A 25416-nucleotide genomic window follows, 5' to 3' on the forward strand; every position below is an offset into this window, starting at 1 on the left:
TGCCCGCCGACAGGACATGGGAACGACTGGACGAAATCCCGCCAGGCGGTGCGGCGCCGGCTGGCTGCTGGGCGTGGAGCGACTCCTGTCCACCCCGGCTTCTCGGGGCCGGACAGAGCCCGACCGCCGCTTGCCGCGCCGGTGCTGGTTCAACCAGTCCGCTGAGCGTCCGCATGCTCGTCCCCGAGGCCTCGAACGAGGCTTCCGCGGACGGGACCGCGACCGCGGCCGGGTTCGAGGTGGTGGCGGCGCCGGTGGCGATGTGGCGGCAGGTGCCCTGGAATCTGCTGCCGACGACTAGCGTCGCTTCGGGGTCGTTCTCCCTGCTCCGCGATGACGAAACCTGGCGAGTCCAGGCGCGAGCTGAAGGTCTCGCCTCGCTCTGGCACGATGTCACCCCTGAAGAGGGATCGGTAGAACTCCCTTTGCGGGAGGCGGTAGGCCTCACGGTCCAGGCAACCGCTGGCGGCGCGCCCCTTGCCGGTGCGCGAATGTACCTGGTGCGGTCAGGTTCAACCCGGCCCGCGCTACCCGAGCCTCTGGGCTTTGGGATCTCGGACGCTGGTGGCAAGGTGGACCTGACGGTGTCCGAGCGGGAACGCGCCGCGGTTCTCGTCTCGCACGTCACCCGGACCGCCTCGGCGTTCGAGCGATTCGACGAAGTGCCGCCGGTGGTCGAGCTGGGTCCGGGCCTCGCCGTCACGGGTCGAACCGTCGACGCGGAAGGACAACCCGTAGCCGGAGTGCGGCTGCTGGGTCTGTCGTGGGTGGGGGACGAGCTTGCCGTGATGCAGCGCCACCTGGGCCTTTCCGGCCCCGACGGCCGCTTCTCGCTCACCGGCTTCGCCAGGGGCACCGCGTCCCTGCGAACCGACGCCGAAGGCCTGGAGTACTCCGACGGGTTCGATCTGGAGGGTTCCCTGGATCTCGGGTCGATCGTGCTGAGGATGCCCGAGACCTACTGGATCCAGGTCGTCGATGCGAGCCGCGGAACGCCGATCCCCGGCGCCCGCGCCGTGTTCGGGGGTGGGGAGGGAACGACGACGGATTTGGAGGGAATGGCGCAGGTGTCGCCCCGTTTCAGCCGGGATCTCATGGTGGCCGCGAAGGGTTACCGAACTGCGCGATTCGCGTTTGGCGGTGGCGCTTCAACGCGCGAAGAACCCCCGATACCCGGTCTGGCGGCCCTCCCCGTCGATGTGGCCGGCGACATCGGCGCGACTTCCGAACAACCCCTGGTGCTTCGGCTGGCGCCGGCCTTCACGGTCGAGGGCGTCTTCGTCGCGGCTGACGGCGTGACTCCTGCAGCCGCCGGGCGTCTGGTTGCGACCCGGGAAATGGCGGGCGGGAGCCGGATGAGCCCCGGCACTCTCGCGGCGGACGGGTCCTTCTCCCTGGATCTCGAGCCGGGCGCCTACACCCTGGAACTGACGGCCGCGAATGCCGGACGGAGGGTGCTGGAGGTCTCCGGGTCGGCGGGTGAGACGCGCGACCTGGGGGTCATCGTCGCGCCCGTATCGGCCTGGGTTTCCGGGACCGTGGTGAGTCCCGAGTACGCACCGGTCCCCGAAGCCAGGATCTCCTACGTGCGTCCGTCCAGGTTCGGCGGCTTGATGGCCCGGGCGATAGGACGGGTAGCGGAGGTGACGACGGATGCCGAAGGCTACTTCGAGGTGCACGGTCTGGAACTCGGCTCGTCGAGCCTCCGGGTGGAGGCGGAGGGATTCGCTCCGCTTGAGTTCGAGGTCGAGGCCGTGGCGATCGAGTGGGTTGATGCCGGCTTCGTCGACCTCTCGCGCGGGCGACGGATCACGGTGCGTTCCGACGTCGATGGCGGGACGGTGCACCTCGATCCAGGCAGGGAGCACGATCCGCTGGGCCCGATGACGGGCAAGCTGGTTGGCGGGGAGGCCGTGTTCGAGGCCGTGCCTGAGGAGCCGCTACGGGTTCGGGTGATGGAGGACGGGGTGCCGGTCTGTGAGCGGCGCGAGGACGCCGGGACCGGCGACGAGGTGGTGACGTGCGATCGCAGCACGCTGATGGTGACCGGTGGCGTGACGCTGGCGGGGCAGCCGGGAAACGGGGAGCTGCTCTGGAGCCTGAAGGCGGAGAATCCGCAAGGCGGGGGAGCCATTCGGACCTTGCGCGGGCCGATGAGCCGCACCCAGGTCTTTGGCGGCACGCTGGAGCGAACGGCGCCGATCGACCTCGAGGGCCGGTACCGACTGGAGTCGATGATCCCGGGTGAGTGGGAAGTGCGCTTCTCGACGCTGGAGGGTGGATGGCAACAGGAGCGCGAGGTCATGGTGCCGGACGCCCCCGGTGAGGAAATCGTGCTGGATTTCCACTATGGCGGCGTGTCCATCGACGGGATCGTCGTCGATCCCGAAGGGCAACCCGTCACCCACGCGACAGTCGACATCTTCCCGGGCCGCCGGGCGGTCGTGACGGGCCGGAGCGGCCGTTACGAGATCATAGACTTGGCGCCCGGCGCCTATCAGCTACGGGCGCGGTTCCAGCACTCCCGTTCCGAGCTGGTCGATGTGGAACTCCGGGACTACAACGACCGCCAGTCGGTGCGTCTGGACTTGCGAGACGATCCCTCCGACGACGAGCTTGTCATCCGGCTCGCCGGTGGAGTCGGCGGCTTCTGCTTCGTCGAGATGGAGGGGGCAGGGCAGCGGACCGTCCGGATCGATGGCGGCGTGGCGACCACGAAGCTCACCCCGCCTCTCACCGACCGCGTCCGCGTCGCTTGCCAGGCGGAGGGCCGCTGGATTCTCACCGGCTGGCAGGACCTCGAACGCGCCCTGGAGCGCGGTGTCGACCTCGATCCCTTTGAGTCGGACTCCTCGATCGTCCTGGAAGGCGACCCGTCAACCGCCGCGGTGCAGGTCACCGGCCCAGGTGGCTGGGACCTCGGCAGGCTGCGACTCTGGTTCGGCGGCGCGACGACGTTCGAGGTCGGCGAGACGATCTCCAACCTGCCGGAGGGTGAGTACACCCTGCGTTGGGGGGATCAGGTACGGACCGTCTGGACGGAGCGGCGGCGTGCCGCGGAGGTCGAAATCGAGGACTGAATGGTCTACTTGCCGCCGGTGACCGGCCACTTGGCCGGATCGTGGTGCCGGAGGTAGTCCTTGCGATCGATCCAGCCGAGGATCATCGACCACGTCATCCAGCGCTTCTCGGGAAGGATGGCGAAGTAGACGTGGGCCACGGTCAGGGTGACGAGGACGACGCCGCCGACGCCGTGGAGGACGTAGACCCAGCCCCAGCCCGCGTCGCCGAAGAACTTGTAGTCGTCCTGGGCCCAGAGCGGCTGCTCGATCCGCCACATCATCAGGATGCCGGTGATGATCGCGGCCATGCCGGCCAGGGTCGCGGCGTGGTGGAACATCTTCTGCGCCGCCGGGTACTTGCCGGGCTTGTCGGGCGGCTCGCCGCCGGTGACGGCTTTGCGCATCTCGCGGATCATGTCGCCGAGGTCCTTCACTCCGACCCAGACGTTCTTCAGGCTCTGGAAGAACGTGGCGTGGATGATGTGAAAGACGATCGACGCGGTCAGGATCAGGCCGGTGATCCAGTGGATCTCGAGCCAGGCGAACTGCAGGCCGACCTTGGGCAGGAAACCGGTGATCAGCAGCAGGATCATCGAGATGCCCATCACGCCGTGGAACAGGCGGGACGCCAGGCTGTGACGCTGGATCTTCTGCGGCAGGCCCGGATCGTCAGGGGCGTTGGCCGCCGCCTTCTTCTCCTCGCCGATCCACCGGCGGCGGAGCGCCAGGTGCAGGATCAGGAAGACGCCGCCGGCGATCAGCGCGATCCAGAACAGACTCCAGTCGATCCCGATGAGGACGTCCTGCCCCCAAGGATTCGTGGCCCTCTGAAAGAGATTCATCTGAGCCCTAGACCGGCGCCTGTCCGCGGATGGCCCGGCGGATCAGGTTTCTCATCAGGGGCACCTTGTAGCCGTTGTGGCGGAGCGGCTCGGCGCCGATGACGCCGAGTTCGGCGATCCGCGTGGCGACGTCTTCGCTGATCGTCTGGCCCCGCAGCAGCTCTTCGCAGCGGTCCATGCGCAGCGGCACCGGCGAGACGGCGCCGACGGAAAGCCGGCAGTCCTGCACGACCCCATCCTCGACCCGCATGGCCGAGGCGACGTTGACGAGGGGGAAGTCCCAGGCGTTCCGGTCGCGGACCTTCTCGAAGTAGAAGTCGGCGCCGGCCCAGGTGTCCGGGATGCGAACGGACTGCAGAACCTCGTTCGGTTGCAGCACGGTCATTCGCGTGATGTCGATCGCCGGCCCGACGAAGAAGTCTTCGGCCGCGACCGTGCGCTCGCCCCGGCGCCCTCGGATCACCATCTCGGCGTCGAGGACGATCAGCGCCGGCGCGGTGTCCGACGGCGTCACCGCGACGCAGCGCGAGGCGTCGAAGATGCAGTGCTCGCGGTTCATCGACTCCGGAGTGTCCGCGTAGCAGATGTTCCCGCCCGCCCGGTAGCACGGCCACCCGGCCCGGTAGTACCAGCACCGGGTGTCCTGGACGAGGTTGCCGCCCAGGGTGCCCTGGTTGCGGATCTGTGGCGTGGCGACCGTCTCGGCCGCCTCGGCCAGGATGCTGTAACGCTCCCGGATCAGGTCGTTTTCGACGATCTCGGTGAGCGAGGTCATCGCGCCGATCTCGACGCCTCCGTCGGTCTCCGTGATCCCGGACAGTTCCGGGATGCCACCGAGGTCGACGACGGCGTCCGGACGCTTCACCCGGTCCTTGAACCAGTCGAAGGTGTCCATCCCGCCGGCCAGGACCCAGGCGTTCTCGCGGTGACGGTCGAGGACTTCGAGCGCACCCTGCACGCTGTCGGGCTGGTAGAGCTCGAAGTCGGGGATCATGTCGTGAATGACGGCCATGCTGTGGTTTCCTCCCTCTGAGCAGGTTCGTGCTGATCCGGTCTCTAGCGATCCGAGCCGATCAGGTGTGCGCGGCCAGGAACTCGCTGTCCTGCTCGCGGCCCTCGAGCTGGTTGATGATGTGGTCGGTCATGAGCGGCAGGTAGGCGACCGTGTCCTGCCCCAGCGCGTCCTGGATGGCGCACAGGAGCGAGGCGCAGCCAGCGCCCATCGGCGGCTCGCCGATGCCCTTGGAGCCCACCGGATTGTTGGGGTCCGGCAGGTTGACCGCGTCCCATTCCATTTCGAGCGGTACATCGAGGATCGTCGACGGCCGCGCGGTGTAGAAGCGGTTCGCGAAGGGAATGCCCCACTGCGGGTCGTACACCCACTTCTGACCGACCGCGCAGCCGAAGCCCTGGACGCCGCCGCCGTGGAGCTGGCCGCCCAGACTGCGGGGGTTGAGCACCGTGCCGCAGTCGGTGACTACCTTGTAGTCCTTCATCTCGATGACGCCGGTCTCCTTGTCGAGTTCGACTTCGGTGTAGGCGACGACCCAGGAGTAGACATCGCCTGCGCGGCCGTAGTTGTCCTTGGCCGCGGCGAGCAGGCCCCGGCCCTTGAGGATGGCGGCGCCGCCGAGAGTGATCGGGCTCAGGCCCTCGTTGAGCTCCGTGCCGTCGTAGCGGCCGCCCATCTCGAGCGCCTTGTTCGCGGCCTGGGCCAGGCTCATGCCGGCGGCCCGGTTGCCGCGGCGGTAGACGCGCTCACCGGCGACGACGTACTGGGAAGCCGAGCCGCCGTGAGTTGCCGCGGCGATCTCCTGGAGCTTCGTCTTCATGTCGGTGGCGGTGGCATGAATCGCGCGGCTGATCGCGTGCGTGGTCTGGCTACCGGCCTGGACGCAGGTGTGGGGAATGCCCTCGCCGGTCTGGCCCCAGACCATGTCCACCTTCTCCCACGGCACGTCGAGCAGGTCGGCCGCGACGCGCGCGGTGTCCGAGTAGGAATGGGTGCCGAGGTTGCCGACGCCCGTGTGGATTTCGAGCCGGCCTTCGGGAGTGATCAGCATCAGACCGTCGAAGCCGCTCGAGCCGGCAGTGTAGGCGGAACTGGCGATGCCGACGCCGGTGATCCTGGAACCGTTCATCTGGCCGCTACGCGCCTTGGCGTCCTCCCAGTCGACCATCTCGGCCAGCTTGTCCCAGGCCTCCGTGACATAGGCGGTAGTGACGTTACGGCCTTCCTGGGCCCCGAACTTCGCGCCGTTCCTGGCGATGTTGATCTTCCGGATCTCCAGCCGGTCGATGCCGAGGTGGTCGGCTGCGCGGTCGAGCAACGGCTCGACCATGGCCGACATCTGAACGCCGCCCGGCGCCCGCTGCGGAGCGCGCGGCGGTGTGTTCGTGACGATCGAAAGCCCGCGATGACGGACACTCTCCGGCTGATACATCAGCGACACCAGGTTGCCCGAGGTGCCCATGTCGCTCTGCCGGCCGTAGGGGCCGTTGTCCTGGATCACCGCCCAGTCGAAGGCGGAGATGCGGCCATTCTTCTTGAAGCCGATCCTGGCCCAGCCCTGGAAACCGGGGCGGGCGCGGCCGATGTAGTTCTCCTCGTAGCGGGTGACCCGGTGCAGGACCGGTTTGCCCGTCTTCTTGGCGAGGTAGACCGGCACCGCCATGTTGCTGGTGCCGACGATCTTGCTGCCGAAGCCGCCGCCGGTGTACTCGGCGTGGACGACGAGGTTCTGGGGCGGCACGCCGATCGTCCCCTGGGCCGCGAGCACCGTGAAGGCGACGCTCTGGGTCGAGGGGTAGAGGTGGCAGACGTCGCCGTCCCAGTGGGCCATGCAACTGCGCGGCTCCATCGGATGGTGGGTGACCGACTGGAAGAACAGGGGCTCCTCGATGATGTAGTCGGCGTCGGCGAAGCCCTTCTCCAGGTCGCCGTTCGTCCACTCGTCCTGGAAGACACCTTCGGGCATCTTGCCCTTCTCGTCGTTCGTGCCCTTCCCCGTGGCCAGGTCTTCGGCCGTCCACTCGACCCGCTCAGAGACCGTTTCGACGCCGGTGTCGGTGCGTTTGCGGACGATCGTGTTGCCGTCGGGCAGCGAGTTCGGGCCGCCGGGCGCGATCGAGTGCAGCGGGTCGAGCGCGAACGGTAGCGGCTCGAAGTCGACGTTGATCTTCTCGATCGCGTCGGCGGCGATCTTCTCGTTCACCGCGGCGACGGCGAGCACTGGCTCACCCTCGTACTTGGGGTGGTTGGTCAGCGCGCGCTCGTCCAGCGCCCCGGGCTCGCCCATGAACTCGGCGAGGTCGTCGGCGGTGAGGATCGCCTCCACACCCTCCATCTCGAGAGCCGCCGAGGCGTCGATGTTCCGTACCCGCGCGTGCGGCATCGGCGAGAGCAACTGCTTCGCGAAGAGCATGCCCTCTTCACGCCAGTCCTCGGCGTACTTGGCGCGTCCGGTGATCTTCTCGATCAGATCGGGTGGAGCGTAGTCGGTGCCGACAAGAGTCTTGGCCATGCTGTACTCCTCAGCTCAGGCGGACCGCGCGTTCTCGAGCGCGCGTTCGGCCGTGTTCAGGATCTTGTTGTAGTCGCCGCAGCGGCAGATGTGGCCGGCGAGCCACTTCTGGCAATCCGCGCGCGTGGCGTTCGGATTGGCCTTGACCAGGCCGGCCATGCTCATGATGAAGCCGGGGGCGCAGAAGGCGCACTGGAAGCCCATCTCGTCGAGCACCGCCTGCTGGACCGGGTGGAGCACGCCGTCCTGCTCGAGCCCCTCGACCGTCGTCACCTCACGGTCGCGAACCTGGTGAACCAGGATCGAGCAGCCGTAGTGGGGCACGTCGTCGATCAGCACGGTGCAGGCGCCGCATTCGGCCCGGTCGCAGCCGAGCTTGGTGCCGGTCAGATTCAGCTTGAACCGCAGCACCATGGCCAGCGTGTCCATCGGCTCGACCTCGAGCTCGTGGGCCTCGCCGTTCACGCTCAGGTTGATCGTCCGGGCCACCGGTTCGGTCGCGGCGCGCAGCACATCGGGCTGCAGCAGATTGCCGCCCGCCATCGACACGGCGGCGCCAGTGGCGACGGAACCCTGGATGAAGGTCCGCCTCGTGACGTCGGAGAGGCCCTCGCCCGAGCCTTGTTCGGCTTCCTCCGTTTCGAGTTCGAGGCCCTCTTCTCGCAGATCCTCCAGCAGGTCGTCCTGAAGGAAGACGTCTTCTCTCAGCTCATCCATGGTCTCCAACCTCCGTCAGGCGGGTGGTGGTCAAGGGTGCTGCCCTCTTGTTGTGGCTGGCTCGCGCCAGCGAGCATACAACATGATTCCGGCGGCCATGCGAACCCCGCGAAGCGGCCCCGCCGAGGTGTCCGTGAACCAGTTCGGGAGCTTCGAAACGGCTCAAACACGGCCGCCTATGATGACATCGAGCAGGTAGGGACCGCCGGTGGCGAAGGCCTCCCGGACCGCTCCCTCCACCTCGGCCGCGTCCTCGACCTTTCGTCCCGGGACGCCCATTCCCGCGGCCATCTCGACGAAGTCGAGTTCCGGCTCGGTCAGGTTCATGTGCGGGTAGGGACGCTCCGCCGGGATGCCGAAGCGCTCGCGGTAGATGTCCATGTTGATCTTCAGGATCTTGTACTCGCGGTTGTGCAGGATCAGGAACACGATCGGCATGTCGTAGTGGGCGGCGGTCCAGAGCGCCTGGATCGAGTACATCGCCGAGCCATCGCCGGAGAAGACGATGACTGGTCGCTCGGGGTGGGCCAGCGACGCGCCGATGCCGCCCACCAGCCCCTGGCCGATGCCGCCTCCGCGCGTGCCGCAGTAGCGGGCGGGATCGTCGACGGGCAGGAATCCGAGCAGGTCGCCACCCGCGGTGATCGACTCGTTGACGATCACGGCGTCGTCGGGCACGGCCTTGGCGACCTCGGACATGAGCCGGGCCGGCGACATGGGCGAGTCGTCGAAGTGGGCGGCCAGCCGCTTCTGGCGCGCGGCCCGCGCGCCCTCGCTGGCCGTCCGCAGCTTGTCCATCCGCTCCGCGGCGGCAGTCCGGAAGCCGGAGTCGGCGGACTCTTCGAGCGCTGCCAGCAGGGCCGCGAGCCCGGCACGCGGGTCGGCGAGCATTCCCACCTCGACCGCGAAGTTGAAGGCGAGGCGGCCCGGTGCGTCCTCGATCTGGAGCACCGTGGTTTCGGTGCCGAACGGCGAATCCGGGTCGAACCAGACCTCTTCGAAGAACGAGCCGCCGACCAGCAGGACGACGTCGGCGCCGCCGAGGGCATGCTGGATGCCGGCGTGGTTGAGTGGCATCCGAGGGCGGAAACAGGGGTGGCTCTGCGGAAAGTTCAGACGCTGCATCAGCCCTTCCGGGTAGACACCCGCGCCCACGAACTCGGCCAGGGCCACCAATTCCTGCTGGCCGTCGCTTCGGGCGACACCGTCTCCGACCACGATCGCCGGCTGGCGCGCCCGGCTCAGCACGTCGGCCATGTGGGCGACCGCGGCCGCTTCCGGCTGCGGCGCCCTGTAGAGGTCGCCGAGCGGCCGGACCGGCTCCGAAGTCTCTTCCTCCAGGACGTTCAGCGGCAGGGCGACGAACACCGGTCCGGCCGGCGGGTCGTGGGCGACCTTGAAGGCCCGGTGGAGGATCGGCGCGAACTCGTCGGCACGCTCGACCTGGACGCTCCACTTGACCAGGGGATCGGCCATCGCCACCAGGTCGTGTCCGAGCAGAGGTTCGCGGAGTCGGGAGCGGGTGTCCTGCTGACCGGCGGTGATGACCATCGGGGTGTTCGCTTCCCAGGCGTTGTAGAGCATGCCAATGGCGTTGCCGAGTCCTGGCGCCACGTGCAGGTTGACGACGCCGGTGACCCCGGTCGACTGGGCGTAGTAGTGGGCGGCGCCAAGCGCCACGGACTCGTGCAGGGCGAGGACGTAGCGCAGGTCCGGGTGGTCCCCAAGCCGGTCCATCAGCGGACTCTCGGTGGTGCCGGGATTGCCGAACAGGAACGGTATGCCGTACTCGGTCAGTGTCTCGAGCAGGACGTCTCCGCCGCGTTGGGGACTGTGCTTGGGACGGATCGCTGGCAGGCTCATGGGCGTGGAGGGTAGCAGGAGGAAAGGGTCGTTCCTGAGCGGCCGTGTTGACATCGCCGGAAGCGCCCTTCCGGTGTTACGGTTAGCTCCTTCCGGCCCTTCGGGGGCATCCACAACGAGCCGGATGGAGATGACGGCAATGGCTAGCGGCAAGACAGGCAACGGGACACTTGAACAGCAGACCGTGGCGGCAGCTGCATTCATGGGCGGTGATCGCTTTCACGGCATCAGGCGGCTCCACACCGCGCGCGAAGTGGCGGCGCAGCGAGGCACGATTCCGCAGGACCACACGGTGGCGCGGGAGGCCGCGGTGGCCTTCCACGCGCGGCTGCGGGAGCTGTTCGACCAGAGGAAATCGATCACGAGTTTCGGCCCCTACTCCCCGGGCCAGGCGGTGGCGATGAAGCGGCGGGGGATCGAGGGCATCTACATCGGTGGCTGGGCGACTTCGGCCAAGGGCTCGATCACTGAGGATCCAGGACCGGATCTCGCCAGCTATCCGTTGAGTCAGGTGCCCGACGAGGCCGCGGTGGTCGTGCGCGCCCTGCTCACCGCCGACAAGAACCAGGCCTTCGTCCGCTCGCGGATGAGTGAAAAGGAGCAGCGGGCGACTCCCGCGACCGACTTCCGGCCGTTCATCATCGCCGACGCGGACACGGGTCACGGCGGTGAACAGCACGTGCGCAATCTGATCCGCCGTTTCGTCGAAGTGGGCGTGCCCGGCTACCACATCGAGGACCAGAAGCCCGGAGTCAAGAAGTGCGGCCATCAGGCGGGCAAGGTCCTTGTGGCGCAGGACGAACAGAACAAGCGTCTCAACGCGGCCCGCTTCCAGTTGGATGTGATGGGAGTGCCGGGAATCATCGTTGGACGCACTGACTCCGAGGCCGCGACGTTCATCGACGGCAACGGCGACGAACGAGATCAGGCCTTCATTCTGGGGGCTACGAACTTCGATCTGCCGAGCTGCAAGACGGCGACCCTGGCAATTCTCCGGCGGTTGAACTCCCTGGGCGCGGAGGAGGTTCGCGGTCACAGGCTCTACGACATCTCGGAGGCCGCCTATCACCGCGCCGACGTCTGGCTGGACGGCGCCGGCGTCTATGAGCAGCTCGAGTCCTCCTACCGGAAGACGGGCCAGAGCGGCGGAACGGACATGGAGGCCGTGCTCGAGGAGACGATGGCCCGCTTTCTCGATGCCTGGCAGTTGGAGGCGAGGCTCAAGACCTACCCGCAGGCGGTGGCGGAGGTGATCGCGTTCCGCGAAGAAGAGGGCGCCGTCTTCGAGTTCACGGTGGAGGAGTGGTTGGAGTTCGCCCACTCCGTGTCGGTCGAAGAGGCGGCGGCCAGGGCGCGCAAGATGGGTATCAACCTGGTCTGGGACGCCGAGATGGCGCGGACCCCCGAGGGCTACTACCAGATACGGGGCGGCATCGAGTACGCGATTTCCCGTTCGTTGCACGCGGCACCGTACGCCGACCTGATCTGGATGGAGACGGCGACCGCGAATCTGGCCGATGCCAGGCGGTTCGCCGAGGCGATTCACGCCGTGTATCCGGATCAGTTACTGGCCTACAACCTGTCGCCGTCCTTCAACTGGGACACGACCGGCATGACCGACGAGGAGATGAAGAAGTTCCCCGAGGAACTGGGCAAGCTCGGCTTCGTGTTCAACTTCATCACCTACGGCGGCCATCAGGTCGACGGTCTGGCGGCCGAGGACTTCGCCACCGCCCTGCGCGAGGACGGCATGCTCGCCCTGGCCCGGCTGCAGCGCAAGCTGCGCCTGGTGGGGTCGCCGTATCGGACGCCGCAGGCCCTCGTCGGCGGCGCCCGGCTCGACGGCGGGCTCTCGGCCGCGACCGGCCATACGGCGACGACCAAGGCGATGGGCAAGGGGTCGACCCATGTCCAGCACCTGGCGCAGACCGAGGTGCCGCCGCGGTTGCTCGAGGAGTGGCTGGAACTCTGGCGTGGGAAGTACGACGTCGACGAGCTGCTGCGAGTGGAACTCCGGCCTCACGTCGCCGGCTCCGAGCTCCTGGAACTCAACGTCATGGCGCAGAACGGACGGGAGGAGTCGAAGGCGGCGAACGTCGTGTTCGCGCCTATCCGGGACCGCCGAGAGCGCATGATCCTGTCGGTGCGCGATCAGAACACCTTCGACCTCGACCTGAGGCGGCGGCGGCTCATGGCGCTGATCCACGTGTTCCTGATCCATCGCTACGGCGCGGTCTGGGTGCACTACGTCAGTCCAACCGACGACAACCAGCACCAGACCCGGCGCATGATCGAACTGGGGATCTTCGAAAGCGCGAACACCGAGGTCGGTGAGATCATCGTCGCGGCGGTGAACCGGGAACGGTTGAAGGAACTGGCGGAACCGGACCGCGAAGCGCTCACGGCGTTGATCGAGAAGACCGAGCCGGTACCGGTGCGGGCCGCTTCGTGATCCCGGCCGCCGCCCCCGGCTCGCCCGGTTCCGCGGCCGCGGCCCGGGCCCTGCCGGCGGTCGTGGGCCTGGCGGTCGCGTTCTGGGCTCAGGCGCTGGTGGGGCAGGAGCAGCAGAAGAAGGAGTCGCAGAAACCCCCGTCTGTCGCTGAGGCCACCGAGGGTCATGAGCATCTGGCCGGCTTCCTCGACCTGTTCTGGGACAGCCGGGCCGGCAGGCTCTTCCTGCGGGTCGAAGCGTTCGATGCCGATCTGCTCTACATCCAGTCGCTGTCGGCGGGCCTGGGATCGAACGACATCGGACTCGACCGGGGTCAGCTCGGGCGCACCCACCTGGCCCGTTTCGAACGGGTCGGGCCGAAGGTGCTTCTGGTTCACCAGAACACGCGCTACCGGGCGATCAGCGACAACGAGGACGAGCGCCGCGCGGTGGCGGATGCCTTCGCTCGTTCCGTGCTTTGGGGCTTCGAAGTCGAGGCCGAGGCCGAGGACGGTTCCGTGCTGGTCGATGCGACCGACTTCGTGCTCCGGGATGCGCACGGCGTGGTGGCGCGGCTCCACCAGCGTGGGCAGGGGAGCTACCAGTTGGACGCGTCGCGGTCGGCTATTCATCGCCCCGGCGTGGCCGCCTTTCCGCGCAACTCGGAACTCGAGGGCACGCAAACCTTCGTACTGCGCGGGTCCGACCGCGGTCCGGGAAGTTGGGTGAGCCAGGTCGCACCGTCGCCCGAGGCAGTGACGTTGCGAATCCGCCACTCCTTCGTCGCGCTGCCCGAACCCGGTTACGAACCCCGGCGCGCCGATCCCCGTGCCGGCTTCAATGTGACCAGCTACTTCGACTACGCGACCCCGATCGAACAGCCGCTCGAGGTCAGCTTCATCGACCGGCATCGGCTGGAGAAGCGTGATCCGAGCGCCGAGCGAAGCGAACCGGTCGAACCGATCGTCTACTACCTCGATCGCGGCGCGCCGGAGCCGATCCGCTCCGCGCTGCTCGACGGCGCCCGCTGGTGGAACGAGGCGTTCGAGGCCGCGGGCTACATCGACGCGTTCCGGGTCGAACTCCTGCCGGAGGGCGCCGACCTGCTCGACGTCCGCTACAACGTGATCCAGTGGGTTCACCGGTCGACCCGCGGATGGTCCTACGGCGGCGGGGTCACCGACCCGCGTACCGGCGAGATCCTCAAGGGTCACGTGACGCTCGGTTCCCTGCGGGTGCGGCAGGACTTCCTGATCGCCCAGGGGTTGGTCTCGCCGTACGAGGACGCGGACTCGTCCACCGAGGCGCTCACCGAGATGGCGCTTGCCCGACTGCGTCAGCTTTCGGCCCATGAAGTCGGCCACACGATCGGTCTGATGCACAACTTCGCCTCCAGCGTGGACGGACCGGATGGCCGCGAGTCGGTCATGGATTACCCGCATCCGCTGGCCCGCTTGCGCGAAGACGGGACGATCGACCTGAGCGCCGCCTACGACGTCGGCGTCGGCGAGTGGGACAAGCGGACGGTTCTGTACGGCTACGCCGACTTCCCCGACGGTGCGGACGAGGCAGCCGAGCTCGACGCGATCCTGCAGGGAACGATCGACGCCGGCCTCCACTACATCAGCGATGAGGACGCGCGGCCGGCGGGCGGCGCGCATCCCCTGGCCCACCTCTGGGACAACGGCCGTTCCGCGGCGGAGGAGCTGCGCCGACTCCTGTCGGTGCGGCGGGCCGCGCTCGGGCGTTTCTCCGAGCGCAGTATCCGGGTCGGCGCTCCGCTGTCGGAACTGGAGGACGTGTTGACGCCTCTCTACCTGCTGCACCGGTACCAGATCGAGGCGGCGGCGAAGACCGTCGGTGGCGTCGACTACAGCTACGCGGTGCGGGGCGACGGCAGGGCACCGGCGTCGCTGCTGCCGCCGGCGATTCAGCTCGACGCACTCGACGCGCTGCTACGGACGGTCGATCCAGCCGAACTCACGTTGCCGCAGCGGATACTCGACCTGATTCCGCCGCCCCCTCCGGGCCGCAGCCGGGGCCGGGAGCACCTGCCATCGCGCGCCGGTCTGACGTTCGACCCGGTTGGCGCGGCTGAGATGGCGGCCGATCTGACGTTCGCCATGGTCTTCGATGGCGAACGGGCGGCCCGGCTGGTCGACCACCACGCGCGGGCGGCGGAACAGCCGGCTCTTGGCGCCGTGATCGAGCGGGTGCTGGCCGTGACCTGGCGTGCCGATCCTTCGCCGGGCCTTACCGGAGAAGTCGGCCGGGCGGTCGACTTCGCCGCCCTGCGGCGCCTGATGGCGCTCGCGGCGGGCGTCCCCGTCGCCATGCCGCCGAACTTCGACTGGCCGGTCGTGCCGGCGCGGTCGGGATCGTTCCAGGTGCGCGCCGAGGCGCGGTCCGCTCTGTCAGCTCTAGGGCGATGGCTGGAGGAGAACCCGGGCGAGACGGACGAGCCCGCGGAGCGGGCGCATCGGACCTACGGGGGGTGGCTGATCGAGCGGTTTCTCAAGGATCCGGGCTCGGTGGAACTGCCCGCGCCGCTGCGGTCGCCGGACGGCTCGCCGATCGGCTGCGGTGTGGGTCACGGTGGGGAATCCCTTTCGGCCTTTGTGCTGCCGCAATGAGCGGCGATCCATCCGCAGCGCTGCGGTTGCCCGAGGTCGTGGCGAGGCTCTACACCGCCAGTGCGCAGGCCGAGCTCGTCGACCTCCGGCGCACGCTCCACGCCGACCCTGAACTCTCGCTCCAGGAAGAGCGCACCGCGGCCCGGCTCGAGCAGACGCTGGTGGAACTCGGCATCGACGAGGTCGTTCGGGTCGCCGGCACCGGCGTGGTCGGCCGCATCCGCGGCCGTGACCCCGAGGCGCCACCGGTCGCGGTTCGCGGCGACATCGACGCGCTGCCGATCACCGAGGCCACAGGGCTGCCGTTTACGTCCTGCAACGAGGGCGTGATGCACGCCTGCGGCCACGACGTTCATGCCTCGTGGACGGTGGCGGCGGCGAGACTGCTTCAGGCCGAGCCGGCGGCGGGGGACGTGCTGCTCGTGTTGCAGCCGGCGGAGGAGACGGGCGAGGGCGCCCTGGCGGTGCTGGCGTCCGGCGTCCTGGACGATGTGGAAGCGATCTTCGGCGCGCACGTCGACCTCACCTTCGAGATCGGGCAGGCGATGATCCAGCCGGGGGCGGTGGGCGCGGCCGCCGACCGGTTCGAGGTGGAATTGGTCGGCCGGGGCGCTCACGGAGCCAGGCCGCACCAGGGGTTGGATCCGATCGTCGGCGCGGCACAGGTGATCTCGGCTCTCCAGACCGTCGTGACCCGGCGGGTACCGCCCGACCAGCCGGCGGTGGTCACAGTCGGCGCCGTCGAGGCGGGAACGGCTCACAACGTGATTCCCGATCGGGCGGTACTCAAGGGCACCATGCGCTCGCTCGACCCGGCGATCCGCCAGTTGCTGGCGGACGAAGTGAGGCACGTGGCCGAATCGGTGGCTTCGGCCTGCCGGCTCGAGGCCAGGATCCGGATGCTCCAGGGAACGCCGGCGGTCCTGAACGACGAACGCGCCGCGGCCTGGGCGCATGAGGCCGCCGCTTCGGTGATCGGCGCCGAATCGGTCAAGCCGCTGCCGGCCGCCAACATGGGCGGTGAGGACTTCGCCTTCTACCAGGAGCGCATCCCCGGGTGCTTCATCCGGGTCGGCGCGCGGTTGCCCGACGATCCGGTCGTGGGCGCCCATACGCCCTACTTCGCGCCGGCCGAAGAGGCGATCTTCGTCGGCGGCGCGTTGCTCGCCGCGGCGTCGCGCCGGGCGTCGGCCGAGCTTGCGGGCGGCTAGGGCGCCTCCTGCGCCGCCGGCGGTTGTTCGTCAGAAGGCGAAGATGAGACCCACGCTCGCGACGGCCTGGATCAGGTCGTCTCGTTCTCCTTCGTAGCAGCAGTCGTAGCAGCAAAGGTCCTCGTCGCCCGTGCTCGTCACCAGCAGTCGGCCTTCGAGTCGCAGACCGAAGTGGTCCGTGAAGAAGATCTTCGCTCCACCGCCAAGACCGACGGAGAAGCGGTTCTCGGTCTCCGGCAGGAAGTCGCTATCCGGCGAGAGTCGGGTGATGCCGGCGGTGAGCGATGCGAAGGGGCGAACCAGGCCGAGGGGCGCGCTCCAGGCGACGCCGCCGTGGAGGTAGGTCACGTTCATCGTGCCGAGATCCGCGGCACCCAGGAACGGCCCCTCGTCGAGTCCGAAGCTCGTGTCCTGTTCGTTCCAATGGAGCTCGATGTGGAGGTTCCGCCGGACCGGGAAGCCCACGATCAGACCGTGAGCCTCGGCATCGCCGATCTCCAGGTCGAGGCGCCCGAACTCGAGGTCGTCGATCTCGAAGCCGCCTAGAAAACTGTGGCCGTAGGTTGGCGTGATCTCGAAGCGCGGCTTCTGAGCTTCGGCGGCAGAGGTCGCCGTGGCCAGAAGGGCGGCCAGTGCGGCGGTGACGGACAGTGTCCTGTGCAGGTGACGGCGTGCCTTGGTCATCGTTTCTCCTATGAGGGGCAGGAGAGACGAAACTGCAAGTTTCGGGCCGGCGCTCGCTGTGTGTTCGAGAGGAGTGGAGCGGCGTGCTGCTGTCCACTGGGGAGGTAGTCAGTCGACGGCGCACGAAGAGGAGCATGCCGCTCCACCCCTGCTCCGGTTTACGCACGCGGATCGGCAGAGTTTCCCGCGCCGCTAGTTCGTCTTCCGGTCCGGATGCCGCATCGCGGTGATGTTGAACCCGGCGTCGACGAAGTGGATGCCGCCGGTGGTTCCTGCGCTCAGGTCGGAGAGCAGGTAGGCAGCCGTGGCACCGACGTCGTCGACCGTGATGTTGCGGCCGAGTGGTGCCCGCTCCGGCATTGCCTTCAGCATGCCGCGCATCCCTGAGACGCCGGAAGCGGCGAGCGTCCTCACCGGGCCGGCGGAGATGCCGTGCACGCGGATGTTCTTCGGGCCGAGGTCGACGGCGAGGTAGCGGATCGAGGCCTCGAGGGCCGCCTTGGCGATGCCCATCACGTTGTAGTTGGGGGTCGCCTTGGTGGCCCCGTAGTAGGTCATCGCGATCACGCTTCCGCCGTCGGTCATCAGCGGTTCTGCCGCTCGGGCGAGCGCGATCAGGGAGTAGCAACTGATGTCCAGGGCGGTGGCGAAGCCGGAGCGGGAGGTGTCGACCGTGCGGCCGAGCAGGTCCTCCCGGTTGGCGAACGCCACGGAGTGGACGAGGAAGTCCAGTCGGCCCCAGCGTTCCGCGAGAGTGGCGAAGATGGCTTCGATCTGAGCGTCGTCCGTCACGTCGAGCGGCTCGACGATGGTCGACCCGATGCTCTCGGCCAGCGGCCGGACACGACGTTCGAGGGCGTCTCCCTGGAATGTGAACGCGAGCTCCGCGCCTTCGCGGTGGGCGCGCCCCGCGATGCCCCAGGCCAGCGATCGCTTGTTCGCGACCCCGACGATCAGGCCGCGACGACCGGCCAGCAGCCCACCCGGGGCAGGCGATCCCGGCGAGGAGTCGGCGGGAGGTGATTCGGGCGCGGTCACGGGCGGCGGGATTCTACACGCCGAATAGTCGGGATTGGCCCCGGGGCACGGTCAGGGGCTACAACGGCGTAGACTGAATCCCGCGCATGGTCTCGGTGCTCGGCATCGTCCTCGTCGTCGGCGCGACGCTCTGCTTCTCGTTGTTCGACCTGCTGCGCAAGAAGCTCACGGGAAGGCTGAGCGATGCCTTCCTGGTCATGGTTCTGGCGCTTGGAGCGGTGCCCCTGTACGGCGTCTGGGTAGCGGTCCAGCCGCCGGCGGTGGTGAGCCGCTCGTACCTCCTGCCAGGGCTTCTGTCGGTGGCCTGTAACCTCGGCGCGAACTACGGCTTCCTTCGTTCGGTGCGGTTGGCCGGATTGAGCGCCGTGATTCCGCTGCTGTCCCTGACGCCGGTGTTCACGGCCCTGCTCGGGATTCCGCTGCTCGGTGAGCTGCCGGGGGCGCGCGAGTGGCTCGGCATCGCCATGGTGGTCGGCGCCGCCCTCGCTCTGCAACTCGGTGAGCGCTCCGGCGAACGCGGCCGGCCCTGGACGTTGGGGGCGGGCGCCTGGTGGATGATCCTGGTCGCTTTCCTCTGGGCGTCGGCGCTGCCGCTGGACAAGCTCGCCACCGAGGCCTCGAACGCGGCGTTCCACGGACTGGTCATGCATCTGGGGGTCGGCCTCTCGGTGGTCGTGATCGTCGCTCGGGGTTTCAGGAGTTCGGCCGGACGGCGCGAGCGAGCCGGGACCAGCGTCGGAGCTCGCACCTGGCTCCTGCTGCTGACGGCGGTCGTCATCGGCGCGGCGGCGCAGGGTCTCCAGTTGCTCTCCCTCCAGCACGCCTGGGTCGGCTTCGTCGAGACGGTGAAGCGGGGTATCGGGTCGTCGCTGGCGCTGGTCCTCGGCCGCCTGTTCTTCGCGGAGCGGCTGACGGCCCGAAAGGTGTTGAGCGTGGCCGTGATCGCGGCCGGGGTCGCGGTGATGCTCTGGTAGGTTGACGGACCGTGCTTCGGCCGTTCAACGCCCTCCGCTTGTGCTTTCAGGTTGCGCTGGTGGTTTCGATCGGCGGGGTCGGCGAAGGTGCTGCGCAGGATTCGCGGCTTTCGCAGATCCAGTTGCCGGACGGGTTCTCGATCAGCATCTTTGCCGATGATGTCCCGGGGGCCCGGTCGCTTGCGCAGAGTCCGAACGGCACCGTGTTTGTCGGCAGCCGGCCCCAGGGCGTCGTCTATGCGGTGGTTGACACCGACGATGACGGCGAGGCGGACCGGACTCACCGGTTGGCATCCGGGCTGAACTCGCCGAACGGCGTGGCCTTCCGCAACGGAAGCCTCTACGTCGCCGAGATCAGCCGGATCCTCCGCTACGACGACATCGAGAACCGGCTGGATTCGCCGCCCTCGCCGGCCGTTGTCACCGCGAACCTTCCCAGGGACAGGTCACACGGTTGGAAGTTCATCCGCTTCGGCCCGGACGGGCGGCTCTACGTCCCGGTTGGTGCGCCGTGCAACATCTGCAACGAGGCCGACCCGTACAACTCGATCCTTCGGATGGTCGTCGACAGCGGTACATACGAAATCGTGGCGCGGGGAGTGCGAAACACCGTCGGCTTCGACTGGCATCCCCGGACGCGACGGCTGTGGTTCACGGACAACGGCCGCGACTGGCTGGGCGACGACACGCCGCCGGACGAGTTGAATGTGCTGACGTCGAACGGACAGCACTTCGGCTACCCCTTCTGCCATGGTCGAGATGTTCGCGATCCGGAGTTCGGTTCGCTTCGTTCCTGCGCCGAGTCCCGGCCCCCGGCCCAGGAACTTGGACCGCACGTGGCGGCGCTGGGCATGCGCTTCTACACCGGAACGATGTTCCCGGAGCGCTATCGCGGCCAGATCTTCATCGCCGAACACGGATCGTGGAATCGCAGCCGGAAGATCGGCTATCGCGTCATGCTGGTTCGACTTGGTGCCGGCGGGCAGCCGATCGCGTACGAGGAGTTCGCCACCGGGTGGCTCCAGGGCGAAGCCGAGTGGGGCCGGCCGGTCGATGTCATGGTGCGCGCGGATGGTTCCCTGCTCGTCTCGGACGATGAGCCCGGTACGATCTATCGGATCGTCTACGAGTCCGAAAGCGAGCCGGAGCCGGATCCCGATCCGGATCCCGATCCCGACCCGGATCCAGACCCCGAGCCCGACCCCGACCCGGATCCCGAGCCGCCTCCCCCGGGACCCGACGGTCCCTGCGAGCCGAACGCGGAGACTCTCTGCCTGCATGGCGATCGCTACGAGGTACGGGTCGAGTGGTGGACCGGCGATGGTGAGACGGGTTCGGCCCTGGTGGCTACCGAGGCGACGCAGGACTCCGGCCTGTTCCGGTTCTTCGACGCGGACAACTGGGAGATCCTCATCAAGGTGCTGAACGGTTGCGAAGTGAACGGCCACTACTGGGTGTACGGCGCCTCCACCACGGACCTGGGTTACGTGATTCGCGTTGCGGACACTGCGACGGGCGACGTGAAGGAGTACCGGAACGCGCCGGGGCACCCGGCGGCCGCGATCACGGACGCCAAGGCCTTCCCGGACAGTTGCCGCCGGTAGCGATACTCTCGCGCGGACTCACATCGCTTTCATGCTCCCGGCACCTTGTCCGGGAGGTGCAGCTCACCAGGATCATCAGGAGTTACAGCATGCTCCGTTCCCCGATTTCTACGCGCGGCCCGCTGTCTTCGCGCGACACAGTGCTTCGCTTCGGCGCCTTCCTGCTTGCCGTGGTTTTCGCGGCAGGAACCGTAGCGGCGGCCGACGACGAACTCCGTCTGGACGCGATCGAGTTGCCTGCCGGCTTCCAGGTAGGCGTCTTCGCCGCGGAGATCGACGCCGCCCGGTCGCTGGCCCAGAGCCCCTCCGGGACCGTCTTCGTCGGCACCGGACGCAGGGGCGGTGGAATCGTCCATGCCGTCGTCGATCGGGACGGCGACGGAAGGGCCGACGACCGCTATCCCATCGGCGCCGACCTGAACTGGCCGAACGGTGTCGCCTTCCACGAGGGCGACCTCTACGTTGCGGAGATCAGCCGCGTGCTCCGTTTCGAAGAGATCGAGAGTCGGCTCGACTCACCGCCCGCGCCGGTCGTGGTCACGGCCGACCTCCCGGACGAGACCCATCACGGCTGGAAGTTCATCCGCTTCGGTCCCGACGGGCGGCTCTACGTGCCGGTGGGCGCCCCGTGCAACATCTGCGACGAAGGGGATCCCTTCGCGACGATCCTCAGACTGGACCGGACCGGCGACTACGAAGTCGTCGCCCGTGGTGTGCGCAACACGGTCGGGTTCGACTGGCGCCCGGGCACGAGCGAACTGTGGTTCACCGACAACGGACGCGACATGATGGGCGACGATGTCCCGCCCGACGAGTTGAACGTGCTGACGGAGGACGGCCAGCACTTCGGTTATCCGTACTGCCACGGCCAGGACATCCCGGACCCGGAGTTCGGCGACCAGCGTCCCTGCAACGACCTCGTGCCGCCGGCTATCGACCTCGACCCTCACGTGGCAGCAGTGGGCATGCGCTTCTACCGGGGCACCGCGTTCCCTGAGCGTTACCGCGGGCAGATCTTCATCGCCGAGCACGGTTCCTGGAACCGCAGCAACAAGATCGGCTACCGGGTCATGGTGGTTCACGTCGACCGCGACGGCCGGGCCACGGAGTACGAGGAGTTCGCAACCGGTTGGCTCCAGGGCGAAGACTCGTGGGGGCGGCCGGTCGACGTGATGGAGCGCGCCGACGGGTCGCTCCTCGTTTCGGACGACATGCGCGGCGTGATCTACCGCATCGCCTACGACGCGACGTCCGGCGCGGGAGAGTAGGGGCGTTGGCGACGATCGACTCTGCCGCCCTCGACGCGGCGCGAGTCCGCTACGACGCGGCCCGCGCCGCCGGCCTTAGCCTCGACATGACCCGCGGCAAGCCGTCGCCGGAGCAGCTTGCCCGCTCCCACGGTCTGCTGCGGGCCGTCGACCGGGAGGACGATCCTGCCGCCGACGGCACGGACTGCCGCAACTACGGCGGCGATCCGCGCGGGCTGCCGGAGATGCGGGCCATCTTCGCTGAGATTCTGGGCGTCGATCCGAAGCTCGTCTTCGTCGGAGGCAATGCCAGCCTGCAGTGGATGCACGACCTCATCGTGCAGGCGATGCTGGTCGGCGTGCCGGGCGGCGATCCGTGGGGCGGACCCAGGCGCTCGACGCCGGTGAAGTTCCTTTGCCCCTGTCCGGGCTATGACCGTCACTTCTCCGTGCTCGAGCGCTTCGGCATCGAGATGCTGCTGATCTCGATGGGCGACGACGGTCCCGACGTGGATGAGGTCGCTCGACTCGCCGGTGAGGATCCGAACGTCAAGGGGATGTTCTGCGTGCCGCGTTACAGCAACCCCACGGGCGTCACCTACTCCGACGACGTGGTGGAGGCGATTGCCGCAATGAAGACCGCGGCGCCGGACTTTCGCGTGATCTGGGACGACGCCTACGCGCTGCACGCGTTCGCTGGCGAACCGGACCCTCTGGCCAATCTCTACGACCATTGCGCGGCCCACGGCCACGAGGATCGCGCGTTGCTCGTCACCTCGTTCTCCAAGGTCACGTTCGGCGGCGCCGGTCTGGCCGCGGTCGCCGCGAGCCCCAGGAACGGCGACTGGATCCGGAGCTTCCGCTCGATCCAGACGATCGGCCCGAACAAGCTGAACCAGCTTGCCCACGCGCGCTTCTTCGACGGCTCCCTCTCCGCGCTCCGGGATCACATGAAGGGACATGCGGATCTGATCCGGCCGAAGTTCGAGACCGTGCTGCGCGTACTCGACGAGCGCCTCGGCGGCCTGGACGTCGCGTCCTGGAGCCGTCCTCGTGGCGGCTACTTCGTCAGCCTGGACACTGAGCCCGGCTGCGCGAGGGCCGTCGTCGAGATGGCGGGTGATGCGGGGGTCAAGCTGACACCGGCCGGCGCCACCTTTCCCTACGGCCTCGACCCGCAGGACCGGAACATCCGCATCGCGCCGACGCTGCCGGCTCCTGACGAGATCGAAATCGCGACCGGCCTGCTGGCCGACTGCATCGTCCTGGTCAGCGCCGGCGCCGCACGCTAGTCGATGTAACCGAGGCTTTTGAGCTGCTTGATGTCGTCCTCGCTGAGGACGGTTCCGCTCTTCGCCTCGTACTTCTCCAGGTCCCGATACCAGTTCACCAGGCGGCGGCCGAGGGGCGGCACGAGGTCGACGGGCGGTTTGTCGAGCGGCCGCTCCTCACGGGGATCAGCGGTCAGGTCGAAGTAGGTCGTCCGCCGCTTCGAGAAGTCGTGGAGGACCTTCGCTCCGTTCACTTCCAGGCTGATCTGGAGCGGATCCTCGTAGGGCGCGTTGCGGCGTGACTTCGCGGTCAGCGCGCTGTGCTTGTCGCCGATGACGTAGCGTGGCGTATCGCCGCCATCGCCCCCGGTTCGGAACGGAGCCAGGCTCCTGCCCTCGACCTCTTCCGGCGTTTCGACTCCAAGCAGGTCGAGCAAAGTCGGCAGCACGTCGATCACGCCGACGCGCGCCTGAACTCTCCGGCCCTTGGGAACGCCGGGACCGGCGAGGATCATCGGGATCCGGGCGTTCGGCCAGTGCACGTTCTTGCCGTGTCCCCAGTAGCCGTGCTCGCCCAAGCTCTCGCCGTGGTCGCTGAGGAACAGGGTGAAGCGGGGACCGGGCAGCACCTCCTCGATCGTCCTGGACAACCTGCCCATCCAGTGATCGACGTAGTTCACTTCCGACTGGTAACGCCAGCGCTTCTGCCAGCCGGTGGTTCGCTGCTCCCTGGGCGGCCGGGCGGGTGTGAAGCCGGTTCGTTCCAGGTAGGGGCTGTGGGGGTCGGAGAAGTGGACCCATAGGAACAGGGGTTTCCCATTTCGTTCTTCGTCGCGAGCGCGGCGGCGGAGCCAGCGCTCGGCGGCCCTGGCGATACCGTCCGCGTTCCGTTCCATGACGCCAGCGGCGTTCCGCGACTGGTCGAACTCTTCGTCGTAGTGATCGAAACCGCGGTCGAGGCCGACCAGGTCAGCTCGGAGCGTCCAGTTCGAGATGAAGGCGGCTGCCTCGTAGCCGGCGTCGCCCAGGATCTGGGCCAGGACGGGGACGTCGCTCCGCATCCGCTGCGCGTTGCGGCGGGAACCGTGTGTCGGCGGGTAGAGTGACGTGAAGATCGAGGCGAAGGCGGGTCCGGTCTTGCCGATCGTTGTCTGGGCATCCTCGAACAGCACGCCCGCCGCGGCCAGCGCGTCGATCGTCGGCGTCGTTGCGTCCCCGGCGCCGTAGGCTCCCACCGCGTCGGCGCGCAGCGTGTCGACCGAGAGCAGGACGAGGTCGGGCTCCGCCGCCAGGGGCGCGGAGAGCAGTGTGGCGAGGATCGCCGGACGGATGGCGCGGGTGCCCGCGTTCACGCAGTGACGGCTCCGAAGGCGACTGCCTCTTCCTGGGTGTCGATGTCGCGGGCCAGCGACATCGCATCGACGACCGGCATGCGGACCTTGCGCTCGGGGTGCCTGCGGCGGTGGCGCCGCTTGATGAACATGCGGCGCAGCGCCAACTCGAGTTCGGACTGCTGGATGACTTTCTCCTTCAGGCGCCGGGCGGCCCGGGTGCCCGATAGCAGGGTGTCCCAGGTAAACGTCGGCAGCCGGAGATTGAGTAGGTGGATGAAGTCCTGAACGAGCATGATCCAGAGAAGGCGTCGCGCCATGTAGGCGTTGCGATAGAGGATCGGCCGGTTGCGTGTCCGGTAGCCGAGGTCCATCAACCGGTAGATGAACTTCCACCGGAGCGCCGCGGAGTCGAACATCGCCAGATGGCCCGGCAGGATGGGAACTGGTGAGGATCCCCCCTCCGGTTGGACGTGATACTGCGGCTTCCACTTGGAGGCGCCGAGCCGTTCGGGGTCGCGCGGCGCCTTGATCATGGGGAAGAAGAAGTCCAGCGGACTGTGACTCCAGAAGTCGTCGACCACCATCCGCAGTTCACCCGGTTCGGGGACGATGTCGCAGGTGGTCACCGCCAGTGGCCCGTCGCCGTGCAGTCGCCGCGCGGTTTCGACGCCGACCTGGATGTTGCGTCCGAAGCCGCCGTCCGTGTCGACCGCGACGCCGTCGGAAAGCGAACGATAGGCGTGACCGGGCCCGGCGACGTAGATCGGATCGAAGACGCCGGCCTGACGGATGCGGTCGATGAGGACCTCGATGAGCGGCCTGCCGCCGATCTTCACTTCGACGCCCTTGATGCCTGCCAGCGGGTGCTTGGAGCGGCCTCCGGGCGGCATGTAGGCCGGGCGGCGGTCGCTGCCCCCGAGTACGATCAGAGGTACGGACTTGGAGGTCATGGCGGAATCCGAGTTCTCCCGAGGGCTGACC

General features: G+C 68.1%; 16 protein-coding genes and 1 pseudogene. 8 read left to right on the forward strand and 9 right to left on the reverse strand.

The features are described from left to right. Positions 1-173: 173 nt before the first annotated feature. Positions 174-3080, forward strand: a complete 2907-nt coding sequence (locus OXG83_03425; GenBank protein ID MCY3964068.1) for a carboxypeptidase-like regulatory domain-containing protein — start codon at positions 174-176, stop codon at positions 3078-3080. A gap of 5 nt (positions 3081-3085) precedes the next feature. Here the strand turns inward: OXG83_03425 and OXG83_03430 are convergent, their stop codons facing one another. The 5 genes from OXG83_03430 to OXG83_03450 form a co-directional block, all read right to left on the reverse strand. Next, positions 3086-3904, reverse strand: a complete 819-nt coding sequence (locus OXG83_03430; protein ID MCY3964069.1) for a cytochrome b/b6 domain-containing protein — start codon at positions 3902-3904, stop codon at positions 3086-3088. A gap of 7 nt (positions 3905-3911) precedes the next feature. Next, positions 3912-4916, reverse strand: coding sequence for a xanthine dehydrogenase family protein subunit M (locus OXG83_03435; GenBank protein ID MCY3964070.1), 1005 nt, complete (start codon positions 4914-4916; stop codon positions 3912-3914). A 61-nt stretch (positions 4917-4977) separates the two neighbouring features. Continuing rightward, complete coding sequence (locus tag OXG83_03440) at positions 4978-7428, reverse strand: xanthine dehydrogenase family protein molybdopterin-binding subunit (GenBank protein MCY3964071.1); 2451 nt, start codon at positions 7426-7428, stop codon at positions 4978-4980. A gap of 15 nt (positions 7429-7443) precedes the next feature. Beyond that, a complete protein-coding gene (locus OXG83_03445) occupies positions 7444-8145 on the reverse strand; it encodes a (2Fe-2S)-binding protein (protein MCY3964072.1) in 702 nt (233 codons plus the stop codon). Between the two features lie 162 nt (positions 8146-8307). Next, entirely contained in the window at positions 8308-10008 is a 1701-nt protein-coding gene (locus OXG83_03450; GenBank protein MCY3964073.1) for a thiamine pyrophosphate-binding protein, read from the reverse strand. Positions 10009-10210: 202 nt separating this feature from the next. On the opposite strand from OXG83_03450, the gene aceA reads away from it, so the two are divergent. The 3 genes from aceA to OXG83_03465 are packed head-to-tail and all read left to right on the forward strand — an operon-like array spanning position 10211 to position 16283. Continuing rightward, positions 10211-12460 carry an isocitrate lyase ICL2 gene (aceA, locus tag OXG83_03455; protein MCY3964074.1) on the forward strand — a complete coding sequence of 750 codons (2250 nt, stop codon included), beginning with the start codon at positions 10211-10213 and terminating at the stop codon, positions 12458-12460. Beyond that, the gene (locus tag OXG83_03460) at positions 12457-15072 is read left to right on the forward strand and encodes a zinc-dependent metalloprotease (GenBank protein ID MCY3964075.1); all 2616 of its coding nucleotides are present in this window, start codon (positions 12457-12459) and stop codon (positions 15070-15072) included. The genes aceA and OXG83_03460 overlap by 4 nt, the downstream gene beginning before the upstream one ends. Further along, positions 15069-16283, forward strand: coding sequence for a M20 family metallopeptidase (locus OXG83_03465; GenBank protein ID MCY3964076.1), 1215 nt, complete (start codon positions 15069-15071; stop codon positions 16281-16283). The genes OXG83_03460 and OXG83_03465 overlap by 4 nt, the downstream gene beginning before the upstream one ends. Before the next feature lie 30 nt (positions 16284-16313). On the opposite strand, the gene OXG83_03470 is transcribed toward OXG83_03465, so the two are convergent. Together OXG83_03470 and fabI are read right to left on the reverse strand one after the other, a co-directional pair. Continuing rightward, on the reverse strand, positions 16314-16967 hold the full coding sequence (locus tag OXG83_03470; GenBank protein MCY3964077.1) for an outer membrane beta-barrel protein: 654 nt from the start codon (positions 16965-16967) through the stop codon (positions 16314-16316). Positions 16968-17159: 192 nt separating this feature from the next. Then, complete coding sequence (gene fabI / locus OXG83_03475; GenBank protein ID MCY3964078.1) at positions 17160-18005, reverse strand: enoyl-ACP reductase FabI; 846 nt, start codon at positions 18003-18005, stop codon at positions 17160-17162. Positions 18006-18091: 86 nt separating this feature from the next. Between fabI and OXG83_03480 the strand changes: the two genes are divergently transcribed. The 4 genes and pseudogenes from OXG83_03480 (at position 18092) to OXG83_03495 (ending at position 23122) form a co-directional block, all read left to right on the forward strand. After that, positions 18092-18979, forward strand: a complete 888-nt coding sequence (locus OXG83_03480; protein ID MCY3964079.1) for a DMT family transporter — start codon at positions 18092-18094, stop codon at positions 18977-18979. Positions 18980-19089: 110 nt separating this feature from the next. Further along, positions 19090-20106, forward strand: a pseudogene (locus OXG83_03485) (PQQ-dependent sugar dehydrogenase). Positions 20107-20672: 566 nt separating this feature from the next. After that, the gene (locus tag OXG83_03490) at positions 20673-21851 is read left to right on the forward strand and encodes a PQQ-dependent sugar dehydrogenase (protein MCY3964080.1); all 1179 of its coding nucleotides are present in this window, start codon (positions 20673-20675) and stop codon (positions 21849-21851) included. A gap of 5 nt (positions 21852-21856) precedes the next feature. Further along, a complete protein-coding gene (locus OXG83_03495; protein ID MCY3964081.1) occupies positions 21857-23122 on the forward strand; it encodes an aminotransferase class I/II-fold pyridoxal phosphate-dependent enzyme in 1266 nt (421 codons plus the stop codon). Here the strand turns inward: OXG83_03495 and OXG83_03500 are convergent. Next, positions 23119-24453, reverse strand: coding sequence for a sulfatase (locus tag OXG83_03500; GenBank protein MCY3964082.1), 1335 nt, complete (start codon positions 24451-24453; stop codon positions 23119-23121). The two genes, OXG83_03495 and OXG83_03500, sit on opposite strands and share 4 nt — an antisense overlap. Beyond that, positions 24450-25385 (reverse strand): NTP transferase domain-containing protein, encoded by a 936-nt coding sequence (locus OXG83_03505; protein ID MCY3964083.1) that lies wholly within the window; start codon positions 25383-25385, stop codon positions 24450-24452. Before OXG83_03505 ends, OXG83_03500 begins: the two co-directional genes overlap by 4 nt. Positions 25386-25416 lie beyond the last annotated feature (31 nt).

It is taken from the genome of Acidobacteriota bacterium, from assembly GCA_026707545.1.
Lineage (GTDB): Bacteria > Acidobacteriota > Thermoanaerobaculia > Multivoradales > Multivoraceae > Multivorans.